This is a genomic window from Acinetobacter sp. X9, from assembly GCF_054889255.1.
In genome coordinates this window covers 1,692,441-1,709,893 of sequence record NZ_CM142679.1, presented here as the reverse complement: position 1 = coordinate 1,709,893, position 17,453 = coordinate 1,692,441, and the positions used below count along the sequence as shown (strand labels likewise).

General features: G+C 38.5%; 16 protein-coding genes. 5 read left to right on the top strand and 11 right to left on the bottom strand.

Features of this window, described 5'->3' with window-relative positions; genetic code table 11:
• Window positions 1–7: 7 nt before the first annotated feature.
• A complete protein-coding gene (locus ACYU0V_RS08125; RefSeq protein WP_461849709.1) occupies window positions 8–1,117 on the bottom strand; it encodes an amidase in 1,110 nt (369 codons plus the stop codon).
• A gap of 149 nt (window positions 1,118–1,266) precedes the next feature.
• Here ACYU0V_RS08125 and ACYU0V_RS08120 point away from each other — a divergent pair, with 149 nt between their 5' ends.
• The 3 genes from ACYU0V_RS08120 to ACYU0V_RS08110 all read left to right on the top strand — a co-directional run bounded on the left by ACYU0V_RS08120 (window position 1,267) and on the right by ACYU0V_RS08110 (window position 4,841).
• Window positions 1,267–1,734, top strand: a complete 468-nt coding sequence (locus ACYU0V_RS08120; protein WP_075383091.1) for a MarR family winged helix-turn-helix transcriptional regulator — start codon at window positions 1,267–1,269, stop codon at window positions 1,732–1,734.
• Between the two features lie 399 nt (window positions 1,735–2,133).
• The gene (locus ACYU0V_RS08115; RefSeq protein WP_461849707.1) at window positions 2,134–3,483 is read left to right on the top strand and encodes a spinster family MFS transporter; all 1,350 of its coding nucleotides are present in this window, start codon (window positions 2,134–2,136) and stop codon (window positions 3,481–3,483) included.
• Window positions 3,484–3,584: 101 nt separating this feature from the next.
• Window positions 3,585–4,841: an OprD family outer membrane porin gene (locus tag ACYU0V_RS08110; protein WP_325792224.1), complete on the top strand. Its 1,257-nt coding sequence runs from the start codon at window positions 3,585–3,587 to the stop codon at window positions 4,839–4,841.
• Between the two features lie 34 nt (window positions 4,842–4,875).
• Here the strand turns inward: ACYU0V_RS08110 and ACYU0V_RS08105 are convergent, their stop codons facing one another.
• From ACYU0V_RS08105 to ACYU0V_RS08090, 4 genes are read right to left on the bottom strand one after another with little or no spacing between them, the layout of a single operon-like run.
• A complete protein-coding gene (locus tag ACYU0V_RS08105; protein WP_057062295.1) occupies window positions 4,876–5,619 on the bottom strand; it encodes an SDR family oxidoreductase in 744 nt (247 codons plus the stop codon).
• A 16-nt stretch (window positions 5,620–5,635) separates the two neighbouring features.
• Window positions 5,636–6,334, bottom strand: a complete 699-nt coding sequence (locus ACYU0V_RS08100) for a histidine phosphatase family protein (RefSeq protein ID WP_017481016.1) — start codon at window positions 6,332–6,334, stop codon at window positions 5,636–5,638.
• Window positions 6,331–7,452 carry a phosphotransferase family protein gene (locus ACYU0V_RS08095; protein ID WP_017481015.1) on the bottom strand — a complete coding sequence of 374 codons (1,122 nt, stop codon included), beginning with the start codon at window positions 7,450–7,452 and terminating at the stop codon, window positions 6,331–6,333. Before ACYU0V_RS08095 ends, ACYU0V_RS08100 begins: the two co-directional genes overlap by 4 nt.
• Before the next feature lie 17 nt (window positions 7,453–7,469).
• Window positions 7,470–8,711, bottom strand: a complete 1,242-nt coding sequence (locus tag ACYU0V_RS08090; protein WP_461849703.1) for an acyl-CoA dehydrogenase family protein — start codon at window positions 8,709–8,711, stop codon at window positions 7,470–7,472.
• An 89-nt stretch (window positions 8,712–8,800) separates the two neighbouring features.
• On the opposite strand from ACYU0V_RS08090, the gene ACYU0V_RS08085 reads away from it, so the two are divergent.
• Both ACYU0V_RS08085 and pcaU read left to right on the top strand, forming a co-directional pair.
• Window positions 8,801–9,721: a LysR family transcriptional regulator gene (locus tag ACYU0V_RS08085; RefSeq protein WP_130625744.1), complete on the top strand. Its 921-nt coding sequence runs from the start codon at window positions 8,801–8,803 to the stop codon at window positions 9,719–9,721.
• 42 nt (window positions 9,722–9,763) lie between these two features.
• The gene (gene pcaU, locus ACYU0V_RS08080; protein ID WP_002120879.1) at window positions 9,764–10,576 is read left to right on the top strand and encodes an IclR family transcriptional regulator PcaU; all 813 of its coding nucleotides are present in this window, start codon (window positions 9,764–9,766) and stop codon (window positions 10,574–10,576) included.
• Window positions 10,577–10,668: 92 nt separating this feature from the next.
• Here the strand turns inward: pcaU and ACYU0V_RS08075 are convergent, their stop codons facing one another.
• From ACYU0V_RS08075 to ACYU0V_RS08050, 6 genes are all read right to left on the bottom strand, one after another.
• Window positions 10,669–11,535: an MBL fold metallo-hydrolase gene (locus tag ACYU0V_RS08075; protein ID WP_461849700.1), complete on the bottom strand. Its 867-nt coding sequence runs from the start codon at window positions 11,533–11,535 to the stop codon at window positions 10,669–10,671.
• A 4-nt stretch (window positions 11,536–11,539) separates the two neighbouring features.
• Window positions 11,540–11,953 carry a YeeE/YedE family protein gene (locus tag ACYU0V_RS08070; RefSeq protein ID WP_032003759.1) on the bottom strand — a complete coding sequence of 138 codons (414 nt, stop codon included), beginning with the start codon at window positions 11,951–11,953 and terminating at the stop codon, window positions 11,540–11,542.
• Between the two features lie 4 nt (window positions 11,954–11,957).
• Complete coding sequence (locus tag ACYU0V_RS08065) at window positions 11,958–12,371, bottom strand: YeeE/YedE family protein (protein ID WP_005069081.1); 414 nt, start codon at window positions 12,369–12,371, stop codon at window positions 11,958–11,960.
• A gap of 135 nt (window positions 12,372–12,506) precedes the next feature.
• Window positions 12,507–12,965, bottom strand: a complete 459-nt coding sequence (locus ACYU0V_RS08060) for a DUF6438 domain-containing protein (RefSeq protein ID WP_014206923.1) — start codon at window positions 12,963–12,965, stop codon at window positions 12,507–12,509.
• 651 nt (window positions 12,966–13,616) lie between these two features.
• On the bottom strand, window positions 13,617–16,043 hold the full coding sequence (locus ACYU0V_RS08055) for a glucose/quinate/shikimate family membrane-bound PQQ-dependent dehydrogenase (protein WP_461849697.1): 2,427 nt from the start codon (window positions 16,041–16,043) through the stop codon (window positions 13,617–13,619).
• A gap of 82 nt (window positions 16,044–16,125) precedes the next feature.
• Window positions 16,126–17,445, bottom strand: a complete 1,320-nt coding sequence (locus ACYU0V_RS08050) for a carbohydrate porin (RefSeq protein WP_461849695.1) — start codon at window positions 17,443–17,445, stop codon at window positions 16,126–16,128.
• Window positions 17,446–17,453 lie beyond the last annotated feature (8 nt).

Here is a 17,453-nt window from a genome sequence, read left to right as displayed (position 1 = left end):
TTGTAATTTATTGCATTGCATCAACACAAAATTTAGCTATAGCGCATAATTGCTCATCTTTTTGATGCTTCGATACGATCTGTAGGCCCACAGGTAAACCTTCACTGGTTTCAAGTGGCACTGAAATGGCTGGATGTCCTGATAAATTAAATGGTCGAACTAAACCTGTAAGATTCAAAAAAGCGACCGTGTTTTCAGCTTCTGAAACTTTTGGTGGAATTTGTGGAAGTGTCGGTAAAACCAATGCATCATATTTTTCTAATAAAGCATCGAGTTCTTGGGTGAGGTGCGCTCTCACAACTTCTGCTTGTTTTACTTGCTCTAAAGTGGTGTGTGCCGCTTTTAATAAACGACCATTTACATCAGAACCAATTAAGCCAGTTTGAGTTAACTCACCAAAAGCTTGCCAATTTTCATAATTAATAATTTGCATGCCTGCATCATAAGCATCTTCAAAATGTTCAACTTTTTCTGAAGTAGTCTGTAAATTGGCTTTTTGAAATGCTTGATAAATACAATTCCAAACGACTTCATCTGCTTTTACATCTAGAACAGCAAGTTTTGGTGCGCTAGTACATGCAGAAGGCTTGAAAGTTGGATCAATAATTTGCATGGCCTTTTCAATCATCTCGACTGAATTTGCAAAAGGACCAACGCAATCTAAAGAACTTGACGGTGGATATACGCCTTTGCGACTTACCCGACCAAAAGTCGGTTTTAAACCAAAAACTCCGCAACATGCAGCGGGCATGCGGATAGAGCCGCCCGTGTCTGTACCTAAAGTAAAATCAGCTTTTTTAGCAGCAACTGCTGCAGCCGAACCACTCGAAGAACCGCCTGGAATAAGTTCAGGATATTTAGGGTTAATCGGTGTACCAAAAGCATGGTTAATGCCTGTAATACCAAAAGCCAATTCGTGCAAGTTCGTTTTCGCAATAATTTCACAGTCAGCTTTTAAAATGTTTTTAACCACTTCAGCATCATCTTGAGCAGGTTCAACATTTAATAAAGCTCGACTGCCAGCAATGGTTTTTAGACCTTGAATATCAATTGTGTCCTTAACCATGACCTTGAGCTTGCCACTTCCTTTGTGCACGCTTTGGCTAATAAGATTCATTCACTTTTCCATGTATTTTTATCCATTAATCAAAATATGGGAAAATTTAATGGAATTGTCAAGTATTTTTTATAATTTGTTCTCAAGGAAATATGCAAAATTTTGTTTATAATAGGATTACCCTTTTTTCACTAAGTTATTGCTTAGCTATGCTTGATCATTTAGAACAATTTCTTCCTAATAAAGAACCGTCGAGTATTCAAAATTTCCCTTTTTTTTGGGTTTCCCAAGTGAATGGAAAGTATTCGCAACTGATTGAAAAATCAATAAAAAAGCTAGGTATTGATAATACGCGCCGTAAAATTATTTTAAGCACTAATGCCCTTGGGGAAGCCAGTATCACCGACATCGCCAATCTTTCTACTTTAAAGTTAACGACGGCAACCAAAGCGGTATATCGCTTGGTAGAAGATGGAATTGTCGAGGTCTACTCTTCTACTTCAGATGAACGCATCTCGATGGTGAAATTAACTCCCAAAGGTATTGAGTTAGTTGAACAGATTAATCAGATTAGTGTGGTTACCTTGGCAGGCATCCTTAACGCTTTTTCAGAAGACGAGCTACATAATTTAAATAACCAGTTAAAGAAATTATTTGACCTGATGCCATCCAGTTAAATATTTCTCATTATGATAAATTAGCTTTCTTAGAGCAGTTAAAAGTTCTTTTTCTATAACTGCTCTTTCGTTAAAACAATAAAAACAAATAAAATCAATTTTTTATACCGCAAACTTATCTATATATAATTACTTAACATACTTTTTAGGTATTCTAACATACTCAATAAGTAATGGAATTTTACATATAAAAAGAAAATAATAATTCCATGATTTTAAAAATCCCATTAACTCCTAATGGGTTTAGACGCACTCTTCCGGTCTGTACGAGACCAAATTACTCATTTCTAGCCTATTTATTATTCTTATCTAAAAGGGGGAAATATCGAAAACTTTAGAGGAATAATAAAAGTTAGATATCAATTTCTTTAAAGCGTTTTATACATAAGGATTAAGTGTATGAACCAAAGTAATATCGCTGTTGAAAGGACACAAAAGAAAAGCAATGCTTATGCATGGTATGTGGTCATACTTTGTATGGTGGCATATATATTTTCATTTATTGACCGCCAAATTCTGGCACTGATGATTGAACCCATCAAAGCAGATCTCCAACTTTCAGATACCCAATTTAGTTTGTTACATGGGCTGGCCTTTTCGCTGTTTTACGCGGTGATGGGATTACCCTTAGCCTACATTGCCGACCGTTTTTCCCGACCAAAACTAATTTCAATCGGGATTATTGTTTGGAGTCTGGCAACAGCAACTTGTGGTTTAAGTAAAAACTTTATTCAACTGTTCTTAAGCCGTATGGCGGTAGGTGTCGGTGAAGCGGCTTTATCTCCAGCGGCTTATTCAATGTTTAGCGACATGTTTAGTAAAGACAAACTAGGGCGTGCTGTCGGGATCTATTCAATTGGCGCTTTCTTAGGTGGAGGTATCGCCTTTTTAGTTGGCGGTTATGTGATTAACCTGCTTAAAGGCGTGACACTCATTGAGGTTCCTTTATTAGGTGCCCTTAAAGCATGGCAAATTGCCTTTTTAGTGGTGGGTTTACCCGGCATTATTATTGGTTTGCTCTTTATCCTCACCGTTAAAGACCCTGCACGTAAAGGCCAGCAACTCAACCAAAATGGACAAGTTGACCAAGTTAAATTCACACAATGCCTTCAGTTTATTAAAAAACATTCGAAAACATTTGCTTGTCATTATTTAGGTTTTACCTTTTATGCAATGGCACTCTACAGCCTAACTAGCTGGACACCTGCATTTTATATTCGAAAGTTTCAACTCGCGCCGACTGAAACAGGTTACATGCTTGGTACGATTCTGTTAATTGCAAATACATTAGGCGTATTTTGTGCAGGTTGGCTAAATGACTGGTTTATTAAAAAAGGTCGCCAAGATGCACCTATGTTCACTGGTGTAATTGGTATTGTTGGACTGATTATTCCAATTACATTTTTTACCCAAACAGATCAACTCTGGCTTTCAGTTAGCTTACTGATTCCTGCAATGTTCTTTGCATCTTTCCCTCTAGTAATTTCAGCAACTGCTTTGCAAATGTTAGCCCCAAACCAATTTAGAGCACGCCTTTCTGCCCTCTTCCTTTTGGTGAGTAACTTAATTGGGCTCGGCATTGGTACAACATTGGTGGCCATTATCACAGATAAAGTTTTTGGTAGTCCGTTAATGGTGGGTTCTTCTTTATCTATTGTAGGTGGTCTGTCGTGTGTACTGGCTCTAATTCTGCTTTTTAAAGGCTGCAAATTCTTTAGTGAAAGCATGAAGGTTGAAAAATTAAATTAATAGGTCTCACCAAATGTACTCTCTAACTAAACGCTTAGAGAGTACCAAAATACTCAAAATTGCGTAGTGCCGAGGATTGGCATACATCTGGAAAATGGATTATGGAATTATTTCACCGTTTTAAACCACACACTTTAGCTGTTGCCACTTTATTACTGATGTGTAGCAACTCATGGGCCGCAAATCCAAATCAGCAAACTGAAGATGAATGGAAATTCACTTTAAAAAATGCCTATATCAACCGTGATTTTGATAATGATGCCTTAAAAGATACTGGCAGTTGGTCTCAGGCAGCGTCTTTATTTTATAAATCGAAAATGCATGACACTCCGTTAGTCATAGCAGACAAGCCAATCACTATTGGGGCCGATGCATCGGTTCAATACGCCGTGCGCTTGAGTTCAGACAAACATGTCGCTGACACAGTTTTGCCTTTTAATAAAGAAACGCAATCTCAGGCTTCAGACTATTTAAAATACGGCGCGACCTTAAAACTCGGCTATGACAAAACACTTTTAAGTGTCGGTGAACTCTGGCTCGATTTACCTGTAACGGCAGTCGATGCTAGTCGTCAGTTACTCACTTCGTATTGGGGAACTAACTTAAAGTCACAACTTTCAGATCAACTCTATGCTGAAATTGGCCGAGTGGAAAAAGTGTCGCCACGAAATGAAGAAGACTTTAAAAAGTTTTCTTTCACATCAAATGGAATTACTAAAGAATCTGATGGCCTGAACTACATAGATCTGCGCTATCAATTCACGCCGTCACTCAAGGGTGAATATTACTTCGGTAATTTGGAAGACCTCTACAACAAACACTATGTAGGGTTTGAGCATAATTGGAAACAACCTAATTTCGCTCTTACGTCTAAGTTTAAATACTTCAATGCACAAGATGATGGCAACACTTTTGATATTGATGCGCAAAACATCGGGGTACTAGAAACGCTCAAAGTAAAAAACCATACCTTTGGTTTGGGTTACCAACAAATTATTGGAGAGTCGGCTTACCCGCTACCGGATGGCTTCTTACCAGAAACCTATTTCATTAACTGGAATGCCACTGGCTTCTTTAAAGAAGATGAAAAGTCTTACCATGTCATGTACGGCTACGACTTTAAAGACTATGTGCCGGGCCTAAATGCGATGGTGAAATATGTTTACGGCCATGACTTTAAAGCAGCCAATGGTGAAAAGAACCATGAAACCGAGTCTAATGTGATTTTAAACTATGCATTTCAACAGCCATTCTTAAAAGGCGTGGCTCTGCAATATATTCGTATTGATTACAATGTAAAACACGGCAATGACTTTGGTGAAGACCGTATATTTGTTAATTACACCAAAAAGTTCTAAATAAACATTACCCCCTAATTTTAGGGGGTAATGTTTATCCTAATTTATTGACCAACTTTAAAGGCAAAACCTTCATGGCAATACTCATGGGTAACCACGGCCACTGTGGCACATAAGCTTTTACAGGTTGCTTTTCGATCGCTTTGACCAAAGCTTTACATCCTGTTTTGGCATCTACTTCAAAAGGTAAATGTTTAGCACCTTCATTCATTTCAGTGCGAATGTAACCTGGGAAAATGGTTGAGACTTTAATTGGTGTATCCAGTAATTCAGCACGAATACCTTCGGCCAAGTGAGCGACCGCAGCTTTACTTGCTGCATAGGTCGATAAATGTTTTGGTAATCCGCGCATAGCACTCATGGATGACATCACCACCAAATGACCTGCGTTTTGCTCTCTAAAAATTTCAACTGCTGCTTCACACTGTGCTAAAGCAGAGATAAAGTTTGTTTCAGCTGTGGCTCTGTTAATTTCAAAATTACCTTTACCAATACGGCGGCCATTGCCCACTCCCGCATTTACAATAATTCGGTCTAAATAGCCAAATTCTTGTTTAAAAGCGCGAAATACTTCAAAAACCTGATCGTAATTAGTTACATCCAGACTTTTTGCAATTACTTTTATACCGTACTCATTTTCAAGTTCAGTTTTTAAATCTTCCAATCTGTCTAAACGGCGTGCACAAATCGCCAAGTTATAACCTTTGGCTGCAAATTCATGCGCCATACCTGCGCCTAAACCAGAACTTGCACCTGTAATTAAAATTGTCTTTGCCATGCTTTTATCCTTATTTTTAAATCCATGTCAGTAAATCTGGACGCTCAGCTTTTATAAAATGATGTTCATTTAAACTTAAAACCTGAGCTTCATTTCCAACCAACCGCAAAGTCGTGAGGCTTGTATTCGCAATTGCCCAATTCAACGCAAAAGTTCGATTGGGGCTAAGTTCAAGCAATTTGCCGATTGCTACAGAAATCACACCACCAGATGTAAAAACAATTGCATAGCGAGGTTTGGTTTTTGCTAACTCATCACAAAGTTGCTGCAATGCTGTTTCGACTCTTTCTTTAAAGTGTGGCCAAGACTCATCATATTCATGATGAAAATCTCCATCTGTCCATCGTCCAATAGCGCCTTCAAATATTTTGGCCAGATACGCGCGAGGATTCTGTTCTTGTGCTACGTCAGCTTTTAACAACTCAGGCTGTTCAAAACGTGGCTCATAACGTGCAAAAACCTGTTGGTGGTTAAACTCATTCCATAAATTATTATGATGAATTACTGTATCTGGGAAGCATTCATTAAGTGCAAGTTGTGCGGTTTGTTCATGACGCTGCATGGTTCCTGCAACCACATAAGGTTGTTCTTTCAATATTTGCTTAAAATATTGTCCTAATAACGTCGCTTGAGCCTCACCATTTTCAGACAGTTCATCATAGTTACTTTTACCAAATGATGCCTGCCCATGTCTTACCAGATAAATTGTGGTCATTTTCTTAAAATACCCTGTATTTTCTGTAGAGATTGCTGAGCAAATTCAGATTCTTGGAGTTTTTGTTGCGCAATAAGTTTTAAAGCTCGAATATGTAGCGCATGAATGACAATCCAGAAATCTTTAAAAGCAGGATTTCGGGTTTGCTTGTGGTAATAGCGATAATAGATTTGCTGGGCAATCACTGCTAAACGGAATACACCGAAGACTTCATAAAAAGCCCAGTTTTGAGGCTCCAGACCTGTTTTTTGCAAATAATATTCAACGACTTCTTTACGAGAGAACATTCCCTTTAGATGAGTAGGCTGACGGCGCGTCGATCTAAAAATCATATTATCCGTAGGTTCGACCCAATAGGCCAAAGCGCTACCCAAATCCATTAATGGATCACCCAAAGTCGCCATTTCCCAATCCAATACACCAATCACTTCTGTTGGGTGCTCTGGATCTAAAATCACATTATCAAAACGCCAATCATTGTGAATAATACAAGTCGTAGAGTCTTGAGGGATATTATCATTTAGCCATTTTCGGACATATTTAAATGAAGGAACGTTAATAGTACGGACTTTTTCATAACGCTTATCCCAACCTTCAACTTGTCTACGGCAATATCCTGTTCCTTTACCTAGTTCAGCTAAAGGGGTGTTCTCATAAGGAACTTGATGCAGCTCAATCAACTTATCAATAACGTTTACACAAAGTTGATGAACATCTTCTTCATTAAAACCAAGTTCAGGCGGTAATTTTGCACGAGGAATAATTCCTTCAATGCGTTCCATGACATAAAAATCACAGCCAATGACCGATTCATCCTGACAAAGTGCCACCATTTTAGGAAGCACTGGATAATAAGGCGCAAGATTTTTCTGCACCATATATTCACGGGCCATATCGTGGGCCGACTTCGCTTTAGTTCCTTTTGGAGGACGACGCAAAATTAAATCGGTATTTTCATATTTTAAACGATAAGTCCAATTCGACGCCCCGCCCGTATATTGAGTAACGACCGCTGGGCCAACCAACTCAACACCTTGGTTTTTTAACCAGTTTTCAACTGCCCCAATATCAAGCTCTTCACCTTCACGTACTTCACCGCCTACATCAATTACCGACATATTCACTTCCTTTAAACTTATACTTTCTTATGACGACCATAACCACGTTTGGCCAACTCTAATTTGGCAATCATGCCTTTATGTACTTCATCTGGACCATCAGCTAAACGTAAACTGCGTGCTTGGGCAAAGAAGCCCGTTAATGGCGTATCTCTTGAAACGCCTGCACCGCCATGTAGCTGAATCGCCATGTCGACTACTTTTTCTAAAACACTCGGAGCGACCACTTTAATTGCAGATATTTCTGTTAAAGCAGCCATATTTCCTAAAGTATCCATTTTATAAGCAGCATACAAGGTTAAAAGTCTGGCTTGATCTATGGCGACTCGCGCATCGGCTACGCGTTCGAGGTTTCCACCGAGTTTTAAAATTTCTTTACCAAACGCCGTTCTAGCCATGCCACGATCAATCATGAGTTCTAGCGCTTTTTCAGCAGCTCCAATACAGCGCATGCAATGGTGAATACGCCCTGGCCCTAAACGACCTTGTGCAATTTCGAAGCCTTGCCCCGCTCCACCAATAAAGTTTTCAATAGGCACTCTAACATTATTAAAGTGAACCTCACCATGTCCATGCGGCGCATCGTAGTCACCAAACACAGGTAACATCCGTTGAATTTCCACACCAGCCGTATCAATCGGTACTAAAACCATAGAGTGTTGATGATGGCGGTCTTTGGTTTCATCTGGTGTATGTGCCATAAAAATAATGACTTTAGCATTTGGGTCACCTAAACCAGACGACCACCACTTTTTGCCATTTAAAACAATTTCATTACCATCGATGAGCGCAGTCGCTTGCATATTGGTTGCATCGCTTGACGCAACATCGGGTTCAGTCATACAAAAAACCGAACGAATTTTTCCATCCAATAAAGGCTGTAACCATTGCTGTTTTTGCTGTTCACTGCCATAGCGCCATAACAATTCCATATTTCCTGTATCTGGTGCATTACAGTTAAAAACGGTTGGTGCCAATAAGCTACGGCCAGTTAATTCAGCTATGTGCGCATATTCTTGAACAGTTAACCCTGCACCCAGCTTTTCATCGGGTAAGAACATATTCCAAAGACCAGCTTGCTTTGCTTTAGATTTCAGAGTTTCTAAAAGCTCGGGCCACTGCCACTTTTTCCAGTTTCCATCTGGATTTAACTCATGAACTTCTTCCCAAAATTTTGCTTCTACAGGTTCTATTTCTTCTAAAATAAATTTTCTTGTTCGCTCGGTAAAATCTTGAGCTTTCTTGGAGAGTTCAAACATTCTTTTTTCCTTCACATCATTATCTGGTCTTTACATCAACATAACTTGAAACTTAATATGAATGAAATGATTTTATTAAATAATGCATCATGAATAATATTCATAACCTACATGGTTTAGACCTAAGTTTTTTTCACCGAATCGATATCAATTTATATCCGCTATTTATCGCAATTTATGAGCAAAAAAGTATTTCGAATGCCGCAAGTAGCCTTAATATTACGCAGTCAGCGGCAAGTCATGCTTTGCAGCGTTTACGTCAGCAACTTGAAGATGATGTATTTATACGAGTAGGCAATAAAATGTCTGCCACTCCTTTTGCTGAGCAGATTTACCCAACGGTGAAACAAGCACTTTTAACCATCCAAAATATTAGCCAGCAGAAACATGTGTTCGATCCAACAAGCTTAAAAAACTTAAAAATCGCCGTGCATGATGAAATTGAGCCGATTATTCTTCCAAGACTGGCTCAACATTTTCAAAATCTTAATTTAGATTTGCAGTTTGTGAGTATGAAACTCGATCGAAAACATATTATGACTGACTTAGCGACACAACAGCTCGATTTCGTGATTGACCTAGAACAATACTTATCTCCAAAAATTACCTTTGATCATTTGGTAACAGACGAGTTTGTCATTTGCAGTCAACTTAAAGAAGTTGATTTATCCAGCTATATTAGTGGTCGACATATTGGTGTTTCGTCACGCCGTACAGGCGCTTTACTTGAAGATATTTATTTAAACCAACATCAAAAAATTTCAAGAAATGTCTTTATGCGCTGTCAAAACTATTCAACGGCGTTACAAGTTTTAGGAGCCCAAGCCGACGCAATACTCACCATGCCTCGAATGATTTTGCAGCATTTGTCTTATAGTCATGAAATTTGCTTACATTCTCTGCCTTTTGAGATAACCAATATTAAAATGGGTATGTTTTGGCACGAAGATTTAAGGGATAATTTAAGGCATCAATTTTTGCGACATGAAATTATTAAACTTTTTCAGTAAAGCAAATTGATCTACTAAGCTTCTATCGTACAAGGATCAGTAATGAGTAAAGATGAACGTATAATCCAGAATCAGGACAACAAAAAAACGATTCGTCATGAAGATTACATTGCTGGCATTGGTAAAGGCATGGCGATTTTAGATAGCTTTAGTAGTAATCAACATCGTTTAAACATTTCTATGGCTGCTGAAAAAACTGGACTCACCCGAGCGGCAGCAAGACGTCATTTATTAACATTAGAATATTTAGGTTATCTTGAGTCAGATGGTCACTATTACTATTTAACTCCGAAAGTTCTTAAATTTTCAGGAGCTTATTTAGGTGCAGCCCAGCTTCCGAAAGTATCTCAGCCTTTATTAAATCTGTTAACTAACCAAACTTCTCTCATTTATTCAGTGATGGTACTTGATGGTTATGAAGCCATTACTATTGCTCGTAGTGCGGCCCACCAACAAACTGACCGTGTAAATCCATACGGCTTACACTTAGGTAACCGTCTGCCTGCTCACGCGACATCTGCGGGTAAAATTTTACTGGCACATTTAAGCCAAGAAGAACAATTGGACTGGCTCCAAAAATATCCTCTTCAGCGTTTAACTAAATATACGCATGTCGAAAATGATAAATTTTTAGAGTTACTACAAGAGATTCGAGAACAAGATTGGTGTTATTCGCGTGAAGAACACGAATTAGGAGTTCATGCGCTCGCCGTACCGATTTATGGGCAAGACTTTAAAGTGGTTGCAGCTTTAAATATTGTTTCTCCAACTATGAAAACAACTGAAGAATATTTAATTCAACATATTCTGCCGCTATTGCAAGAGACTTCGCGGGATTTAAGACAAGTTCTTTAAATCTTGCTTAGGCTATTTTGATAGGGTAAATTTTGTTATTGCTTAGGCTATTTACAGCATAAAAAGATCCAAAGTAAATGCTTAGGCTATTTCTAGAAGTAGTTGAAAGGAATTTTCAAATAACGGATCCCATTCGGTTCAGGTTCCGGACAATTTCCACCATTCATATTAATTTGAATTGAAGGCAAAATTAATTTTGGCATTGCCAAAGTAGCATCTCTTTCTTGACGCATTTTGATGAATGATTCTTTAGAAATTTGTCGATTTAAATGAATATTGCTTTGCTTTTGAGTTTTTATATCTGTTTGACAGATATATTCATCACGGCCTTCGGGCTTATAGTCATGGCATAAGAACATACGCATGTCGTCGGGAAGTGTATAAAGTTTTTGTACCGAATCATAAAGCTCAGCAGCACTTCCTTTAGGAAAGTCGCATCTGGCCGAACCATAATCAGGCATAAATAAAGTATCCCCGACAAAAACAGCATCAGCGATCACATAGCTTAAGCAAGCTGGCGTATGCCCTGGTGTAGGAATATTATAGGCTTCTATCTCCCCTATTTTGAAATGTTCATAATCTTCAAACAAATAATCAAAGGGCTGATTTTCATTAAATTTCTTAAAATCAAAATTATAGATAGCCGAAAATGTTTCTTGTACTACCGAGATTTTTTGACTAATCGCAATTGTACCGCCCAATTTAGATTTTAAATATTGAGCCGCAGTCATATGGTCCGCATGTACATGGGTTTCTAAAATCCATTGTACTTTGAAGTTTTGCGCCAAGACATAATCGACGATCAGATCAGCATTGGATGTTTTTGTAGTGGCCGATGCGGCATCGTAATCAAGCACGCTATCAATAATAGCGCATTGAAGAGTCACTAAATCCGCAATAACATAGCTAAAAGTATTGGTGTTTTCATCAAAAAAATCTTTTACTAGAGGTTGTTGCATAGGCTTAATTTCCTTTATTTAAAATTCGGTAAATAAACATTCCTAATAACATTGCGACAATAAAATAAAGCGCTTCAAAATGCCCTAATCCAATCAGAGTTAAAGCGGGCGCTGGACATATACCTGCTATTCCCCAGCCTATACCGAAAATAAAAGCACCCACAATTAACCTTTGGTCAATCTGTGTATTCGTTGGTAATTGAATTTGTTCATTAAAGAGTGTTTTAGGACTTTTTATAGCCTTTTGAAATGGAATAAATGCCACAGCAATAGCACCTAACATTACAAACATTAAGCTAATATCCCACTGCCCAAAAATATCTAAAAAACCTAATACCTTTTCTGGATTAGACATGCCAGAGATCATTAAACCTAATGAAAATAAGCTACCAAATAAAAAAGCAAAAATGTTTTTCATAGGGTTACCCCATCACATGACGAATGATATAAACCGTTAACATGCCAGCAAACATAAAAACTGCTGTCGCTATCATCGAGCGTTTTGATAACCTGCTCATACCACAAATACCATGGCCACTTGTACAACCCGACCCTAACCGTGTTCCAAAGCCTACAAGTACACCTGCTAGAATAAGTGCAAATGTATTAGCTTTAATTTCAATTTCAGGCTGATAAAAGTAACCATATATGAAAGGTGTAATCACAAGGCCCGCAATAAACCAGAATGCCGAACTCTTAAAAGTGTCTTTAGTAGGATTGATGACTTGAGCAAGCAAACCACTGATTCCGGCTATACGGCCATTTATATATAAATATCCAACTGTTGCGATGCCTAGTAATAAACCACCAAAAAAGGCATAGACAATATTTGACATATAACCACTCTTAACAATATATGTTTTTATAATTTGTATTATACGCTGATTCTTTTAGAAATACTTAAAATAAAACTCTTAAATGTATAATTCCTCTTAACAAGGAAAAGCCCCAAGATTTTGGGGCTTTTATCATTAAATTAGATCTTTAATGCCTAATTGTTCAGGTAACTTTTCCATAACCTTATTCAATCTATTATTTGCTGGAGAGATACAACCTGTGTAATGGCTTAATTTAGTTTCTGTGCCATTAGGTTGAATCCAAGTAATGTAATAGCTAGACATGTCGGTCGCTGTTTGCTGGCAACCCGCAGTTTTTGATTGTGTACCTGTTTCAGGGCGATAAGTTTTTAGATCATCTGCAAGTTTTTTATAATCTTTTACGCTACCTTGAATTTCTTTAACGCCTATAGCCTTAGTGTATTGTTTACCTTCAAAGCGAATTAAACCTGTAGGTGTTACTTCTACAGAATAAATCGGACATGCGCCAAAACATGGGCTAGAAGCATAGCGAATTGTCTCTTGTGTATTCGGTGCTTGCTGAACAGAAGCACAACCCATCAAAGCTAAACCAGATAAAGTTGCAAGAACCAAAAATCTCATTACATCACCTATTATTATCAAGTGGCTTTAATTTATCAAATCATACACTTCTTGTCATTAAAGACTATTTTTTGTGATTTTATTCATTATTTAACATTTAATTTTGCTTAGGCTATTGAGCATAATTCAAAAATCATTTTTTTCATCCATAAAAAAAGGCCCATCTTTCGATGAGCCTTAAGCCATAAAAGCTTAAATTCCTGAAATACAAATTATTACTGGATAGTAATAATCTGCGTCGACCATTCTAGCGCAACCCAATAAATTATATAAATATAATATAAGTATATATTTAAGCTCGTTTTTCCAACAAAAAACACCGTATTTTTAAGGTTTAAAACTTAATAATGTTTATTTTTAATTAAAATTCACAATGTTAAGTTAAACAAAACTTAATAAAAGTTAAGGTTTTATTTATAGGTAAAACATCCTAAGAAACTGGTCAATAGTTAAGCTATATCTAGCGTTCAGGTTGAATTGACCATAAGACTATTTTAAGTTTAGCAACAACATCAAGCACTTTTTTACTGCTTGGTAAAGCTATCTAGTTAAAAATATAGAATTTACTTTCACTCTTTTATATAAAAAATATATTAAAGAGTAAGGCAAAAGAGAAATACTCTCTTTTGCCTTTCTTAATTATTACTCTAAGCTATAAGCGATCACATAATCACCATGATCAGGTGATTGACGTGCTCCACCTGCGGTAACAACCACATACTGTTTACCTGTTTTAGGTGAAACATAGCTTATAGGTGTTCCTTGGCTACCTACTGGCATGCGTGATTTCCACAGTTCTTTACCTGTAGATGAATCAAATGCACGTAAGTAGTAATCTTGTGTAGCAGCAAAGAAAACCAAACCACCTTGAGTTGCCATCGGCCCACCAATTGTTGGCATACCGATCGGTGCTTTTAAGCCCATCTTAATTCCCATAGGCCCAGTATCTTCTACTGTACCTAATGGTACCTGCCATGCAACCTGACGAGTTTTCAAATCAATCGCAGTCATGGTACCAAATGGCGGTTTTTGACAAGGAATACTTAGTGCTGACATAAAGCGGTTTTTATTCACTTTATATGGTGTACCTTTCATTGGTACAGCACCCATACCTGTATTTACCTTCTCTCCACCATTCGCCTGAATCTTAATATCTTCAGGAGTTTGCTCCATCAATTGAATCCATAAGCCAAGGCGCATATCGTTCACGAACATATAACGATGAGTCGGGTCAAAAGCGATGCTACCCCAGTTCATACCGCCCAAAGAGCCTGGGAAGCTTAATGAAACATCAGTACCCGGTGCAGTAAACAGGCCTTCGTAACGCATTGACTTGAAGTTAATACGACACATTAGTTGATCGAATGGCGTTGCACCCCACATATCCGACTCAGTTAAAGTCTGATTACCAATTTGAGGCATTTCAACTGAACGAGGTTGAGTTAAGCTGTATTGTTCACCCGGAATATTGGCAGGTTTAACTGGCTGTTCAATTACTTTAGTAAGCGGTTGACCTGTTACACGGTCAAGCACAAAGAATTGACCTGATTTGGTTCCAATCACAACAGCTGGTTTAGTCGTACCATCTTTTAATGGGAAATCAACCAAACTCGGTTGCATTGGTAAGTCAAAGTCCCATAAATCGTTATGAACAGTTTGATATACCCACTTCTCTTTACCTGTTGTCGCATCAAGAGCTAACACAGAAGTATTGTATTTATGATCCAATGGATTACGGTTACCACCCCAAATGTCGACAGATGAACTGCCCATAGGTAAGAATACCGTATTCATTTGCGGATCATATGACATTGCAGCCCATGAGTTTGCCGAACTACGTTTATAGGTTTCACCCGGTTTAAGAACATAGTTCGGGTTTGGATTGCGCGGGTCAAATGCCCAACGAAGTTTACCCGTAATCACGTCATAACCACGAATAACACCACCCGGCATATCTGCGGCTACGTTGTCGGCAATACGGCTACCCACCACAATAGTTGTTCCAGCAATAGTCGGTGCAGAAGTCACTTCAAAACGTGGAGCTTTTGTTCCAGCACCAAGACCTTCTAGCAAATCAACCGTTCCATTTACACCAAAATCAGCACAGCGCTGACCGTTATCTGCATTCACTGCAATTAAACGACCATCAGGTGTATTGGTATATACACGGCGTGGACATGCTGTATTAGTTGCAACCGCAGTTACTGCATTTGCACCAGCTAAAGTTGGTTGTACAAGCGGTTTAGTTGAATCAAAGTATGCAACACCGCGGCAACGTTCCCAAGCATCGGCTGTAGAGTTCACCTCAGCTTTCCAGAGTTGCTTGCCCGAATCGGCATCTATCGCAAAAATGTTGTTATGTGGTGTACATAAAAACACTTTATTTCCAACTTGTAGCGGGGTCATTTGGTCTTCGGCACCATTACCGCTACCCGTTGTAAAGTCGCCCGTTCTAAATCGCCAAGCTTCTTTTAATTTATGAACGTTATCTCGGTTAATTTGATCGAGAGCAACAAAGCGGCTACCACCTGCATCATTACCATAATTTTCCCAATTTACCTGTTTTTTTGCAGGATCAACTGGTACTAAAGGTAGTTTTTCACCTGAACTTGCTACTGTTGGATGCGGTTGGAACATTTGATAGAGCGCAATCAACATACCCACAACAACTAGACCACCTACAGCATAGGATGAAGATGCCAAGCTCGTTTGAAATTGGTAACGTCGGATTGAAGGCAAAGTAAATAGCAAGGCAGCAAAAAGACCAGCAGGAAACATTAAGCGCGAAAATAACGGCCAAAATTCCCATCCAGCATCAACAAATGACCAAATTACGGTACCAACAAAAACAGCCGCAAAAATCCAGACACCCAGTGCTTTTTTACGGAAAATACTAATTGCCGAAATGGTTATAAACAGTCCTGAGATAAGGAAATACCAAGAACCGCCGAGTGATACTAGTTTTCCACCACCTACGATATAAAAAACACCAGTAGCCAATAAAACTAGACCTAATATAAAACACCATATTTTGAATAAGATATGAAACTTAGAATCTGACTCAGACATAGATCCTACTCCACATATACTGAACCCGAATAGTTCAAGCATTTGGGCCAGTTAAACTATGTCTAACCAGCCATCAATATTGTTAAAAATTGACTTTCACACTAAGACCAGCCACCCAAGCATCATCAACTTCTTTTACACCAGCAGGTTGATGAATATATTGAATGTTTGGACGTAACATGACGGCCGGAGACCATTGATAGGTATAGTTCAACTCGACATTTAGCTCGTCGTCTTGAATTGGAATATAGTCAGATGCAAACGGATCATAGCTGTAATATCCACGACTTTCATTTGTTGCGATCTGTTTATCTTTAGCACGGTCATTAACTACATAATTGGCTATACCAAAACCAATCGAATCATTTGGACGGCTATCAAATGGCCCCTTATACCAAAGAGCAAGTTGTTGCGTACTTTGAACAAAAGTCGTTGCCTTATCATTTACAACGCCATTAAAACTTACATATAAACCGCGTTTCGGATCTTCGCCTTTATTCGTCAGTTGTTGTTGTGCATTAATCCAGAAACTTTGTTTCCCGTCATGCACTTTACCGGCAGTTTTAATATCATTTGCTTCGGCGGTTGAATACAGTGCACCTACTTTATATTCACCCGGCAAGCCATTAAAGACAGCAAGTTTTGGTTTCCATGCAAGTTCAACTGGTATGGTGGCGCCCTTCACATTGTTCATATCCAGATTAAAACCATCACTATTTGATTCGGTTTTAATGTTGTCTGGATTGACCTCATACACACCCAATCCCAAAGTCCATTCAGGCGCAAACTGATATTTAACGTTTGTCGCCCAAACACCTACTGGTGAGTTATACCAAATTGAACCGATTGATTTTCCTAACTGCCCACCGCAGAGCAATAAGTTCTGAAATTCACATTGAGAACTATTAAAGTCCTCTGACATTCCCATACGACCAAATTTGACCTGTACAGTATTATCAACAAAGCCCTTTTTCACCCATGCTTGAGACAGACGCCAGATTTTACCGCGACCATAAATTTCTTGAGCATTGCCCAATTGGCTAGAACGTGGGTCTTTAATACGCTCCAAAGTAAGCGCATTTCCGTCACGTTTGGTCACGACTAGGCTCGCTGTTGTATCTTTCCATCCAGCAATTTTTTCTAAATCTAGGTTTGCACCTAAAGAAAGTTGTGCAGCATTTTCAAAAGTATTGCTGTCGTTGTAACCACCATCTAAATTTGTAGCACTTTGGCTCATAATAGAAGCTGTAAATTTATAGCCCTGCTGCTCTAATTGCTGGCGTTTTCCATTCCAGTCACCTAGCAACCATTGACGGTCTTGTGACCAAGGCTCATTCGCGAGCGCAAATTGGCTACCTAATACAGCGAGCGTTAAAACACTCAATTTCATTAAATTTGGCATTTCAAGTC

Excerpts from the sequence above, each read along its gene's own strand:
- ACYU0V_RS08125 (WP_461849709.1), bottom strand. The coding sequence starts at position 1,117 with ATGAATCTTATTAGCCAAAGCGTGCACAAAGGAAGTGGCAAGCTCAAG.
- ACYU0V_RS08120 (WP_075383091.1), top strand. The coding sequence starts at position 1,267 with ATGCTTGATCATTTAGAACAATTTCTTCCTAATAAAGAACCGTCGAGT.
- ACYU0V_RS08115 (WP_461849707.1), top strand. The coding sequence starts at position 2,134 with ATGAACCAAAGTAATATCGCTGTTGAAAGGACACAAAAGAAAAGCAAT.
- ACYU0V_RS08110 (WP_325792224.1), top strand. The coding sequence starts at position 3,585 with ATGGAATTATTTCACCGTTTTAAACCACACACTTTAGCTGTTGCCACT.
- ACYU0V_RS08105 (WP_057062295.1), bottom strand. The coding sequence starts at position 5,619 with ATGGCAAAGACAATTTTAATTACAGGTGCAAGTTCTGGTTTAGGCGCA.
- ACYU0V_RS08100 (WP_017481016.1), bottom strand. The coding sequence starts at position 6,334 with ATGACCACAATTTATCTGGTAAGACATGGGCAGGCATCATTTGGTAAA.
- ACYU0V_RS08095 (WP_017481015.1), bottom strand. The coding sequence starts at position 7,452 with ATGTCGGTAATTGATGTAGGCGGTGAAGTACGTGAAGGTGAAGAGCTT.
- ACYU0V_RS08090 (WP_461849703.1), bottom strand. The coding sequence starts at position 8,711 with ATGTTTGAACTCTCCAAGAAAGCTCAAGATTTTACCGAGCGAACAAGA.
- ACYU0V_RS08085 (WP_130625744.1), top strand. The coding sequence starts at position 8,801 with ATGAATAATATTCATAACCTACATGGTTTAGACCTAAGTTTTTTTCAC.
- pcaU (WP_002120879.1), top strand. The coding sequence starts at position 9,764 with ATGAGTAAAGATGAACGTATAATCCAGAATCAGGACAACAAAAAAACG.
- ACYU0V_RS08075 (WP_461849700.1), bottom strand. The coding sequence starts at position 11,535 with ATGCAACAACCTCTAGTAAAAGATTTTTTTGATGAAAACACCAATACT.
- ACYU0V_RS08070 (WP_032003759.1), bottom strand. The coding sequence starts at position 11,953 with ATGAAAAACATTTTTGCTTTTTTATTTGGTAGCTTATTTTCATTAGGT.
- ACYU0V_RS08065 (WP_005069081.1), bottom strand. The coding sequence starts at position 12,371 with ATGTCAAATATTGTCTATGCCTTTTTTGGTGGTTTATTACTAGGCATC.
- ACYU0V_RS08055 (WP_461849697.1), bottom strand. The coding sequence starts at position 16,043 with ATGTCTGAGTCAGATTCTAAGTTTCATATCTTATTCAAAATATGGTGT.
- ACYU0V_RS08050 (WP_461849695.1), bottom strand. The coding sequence starts at position 17,445 with ATGCCAAATTTAATGAAATTGAGTGTTTTAACGCTCGCTGTATTAGGT.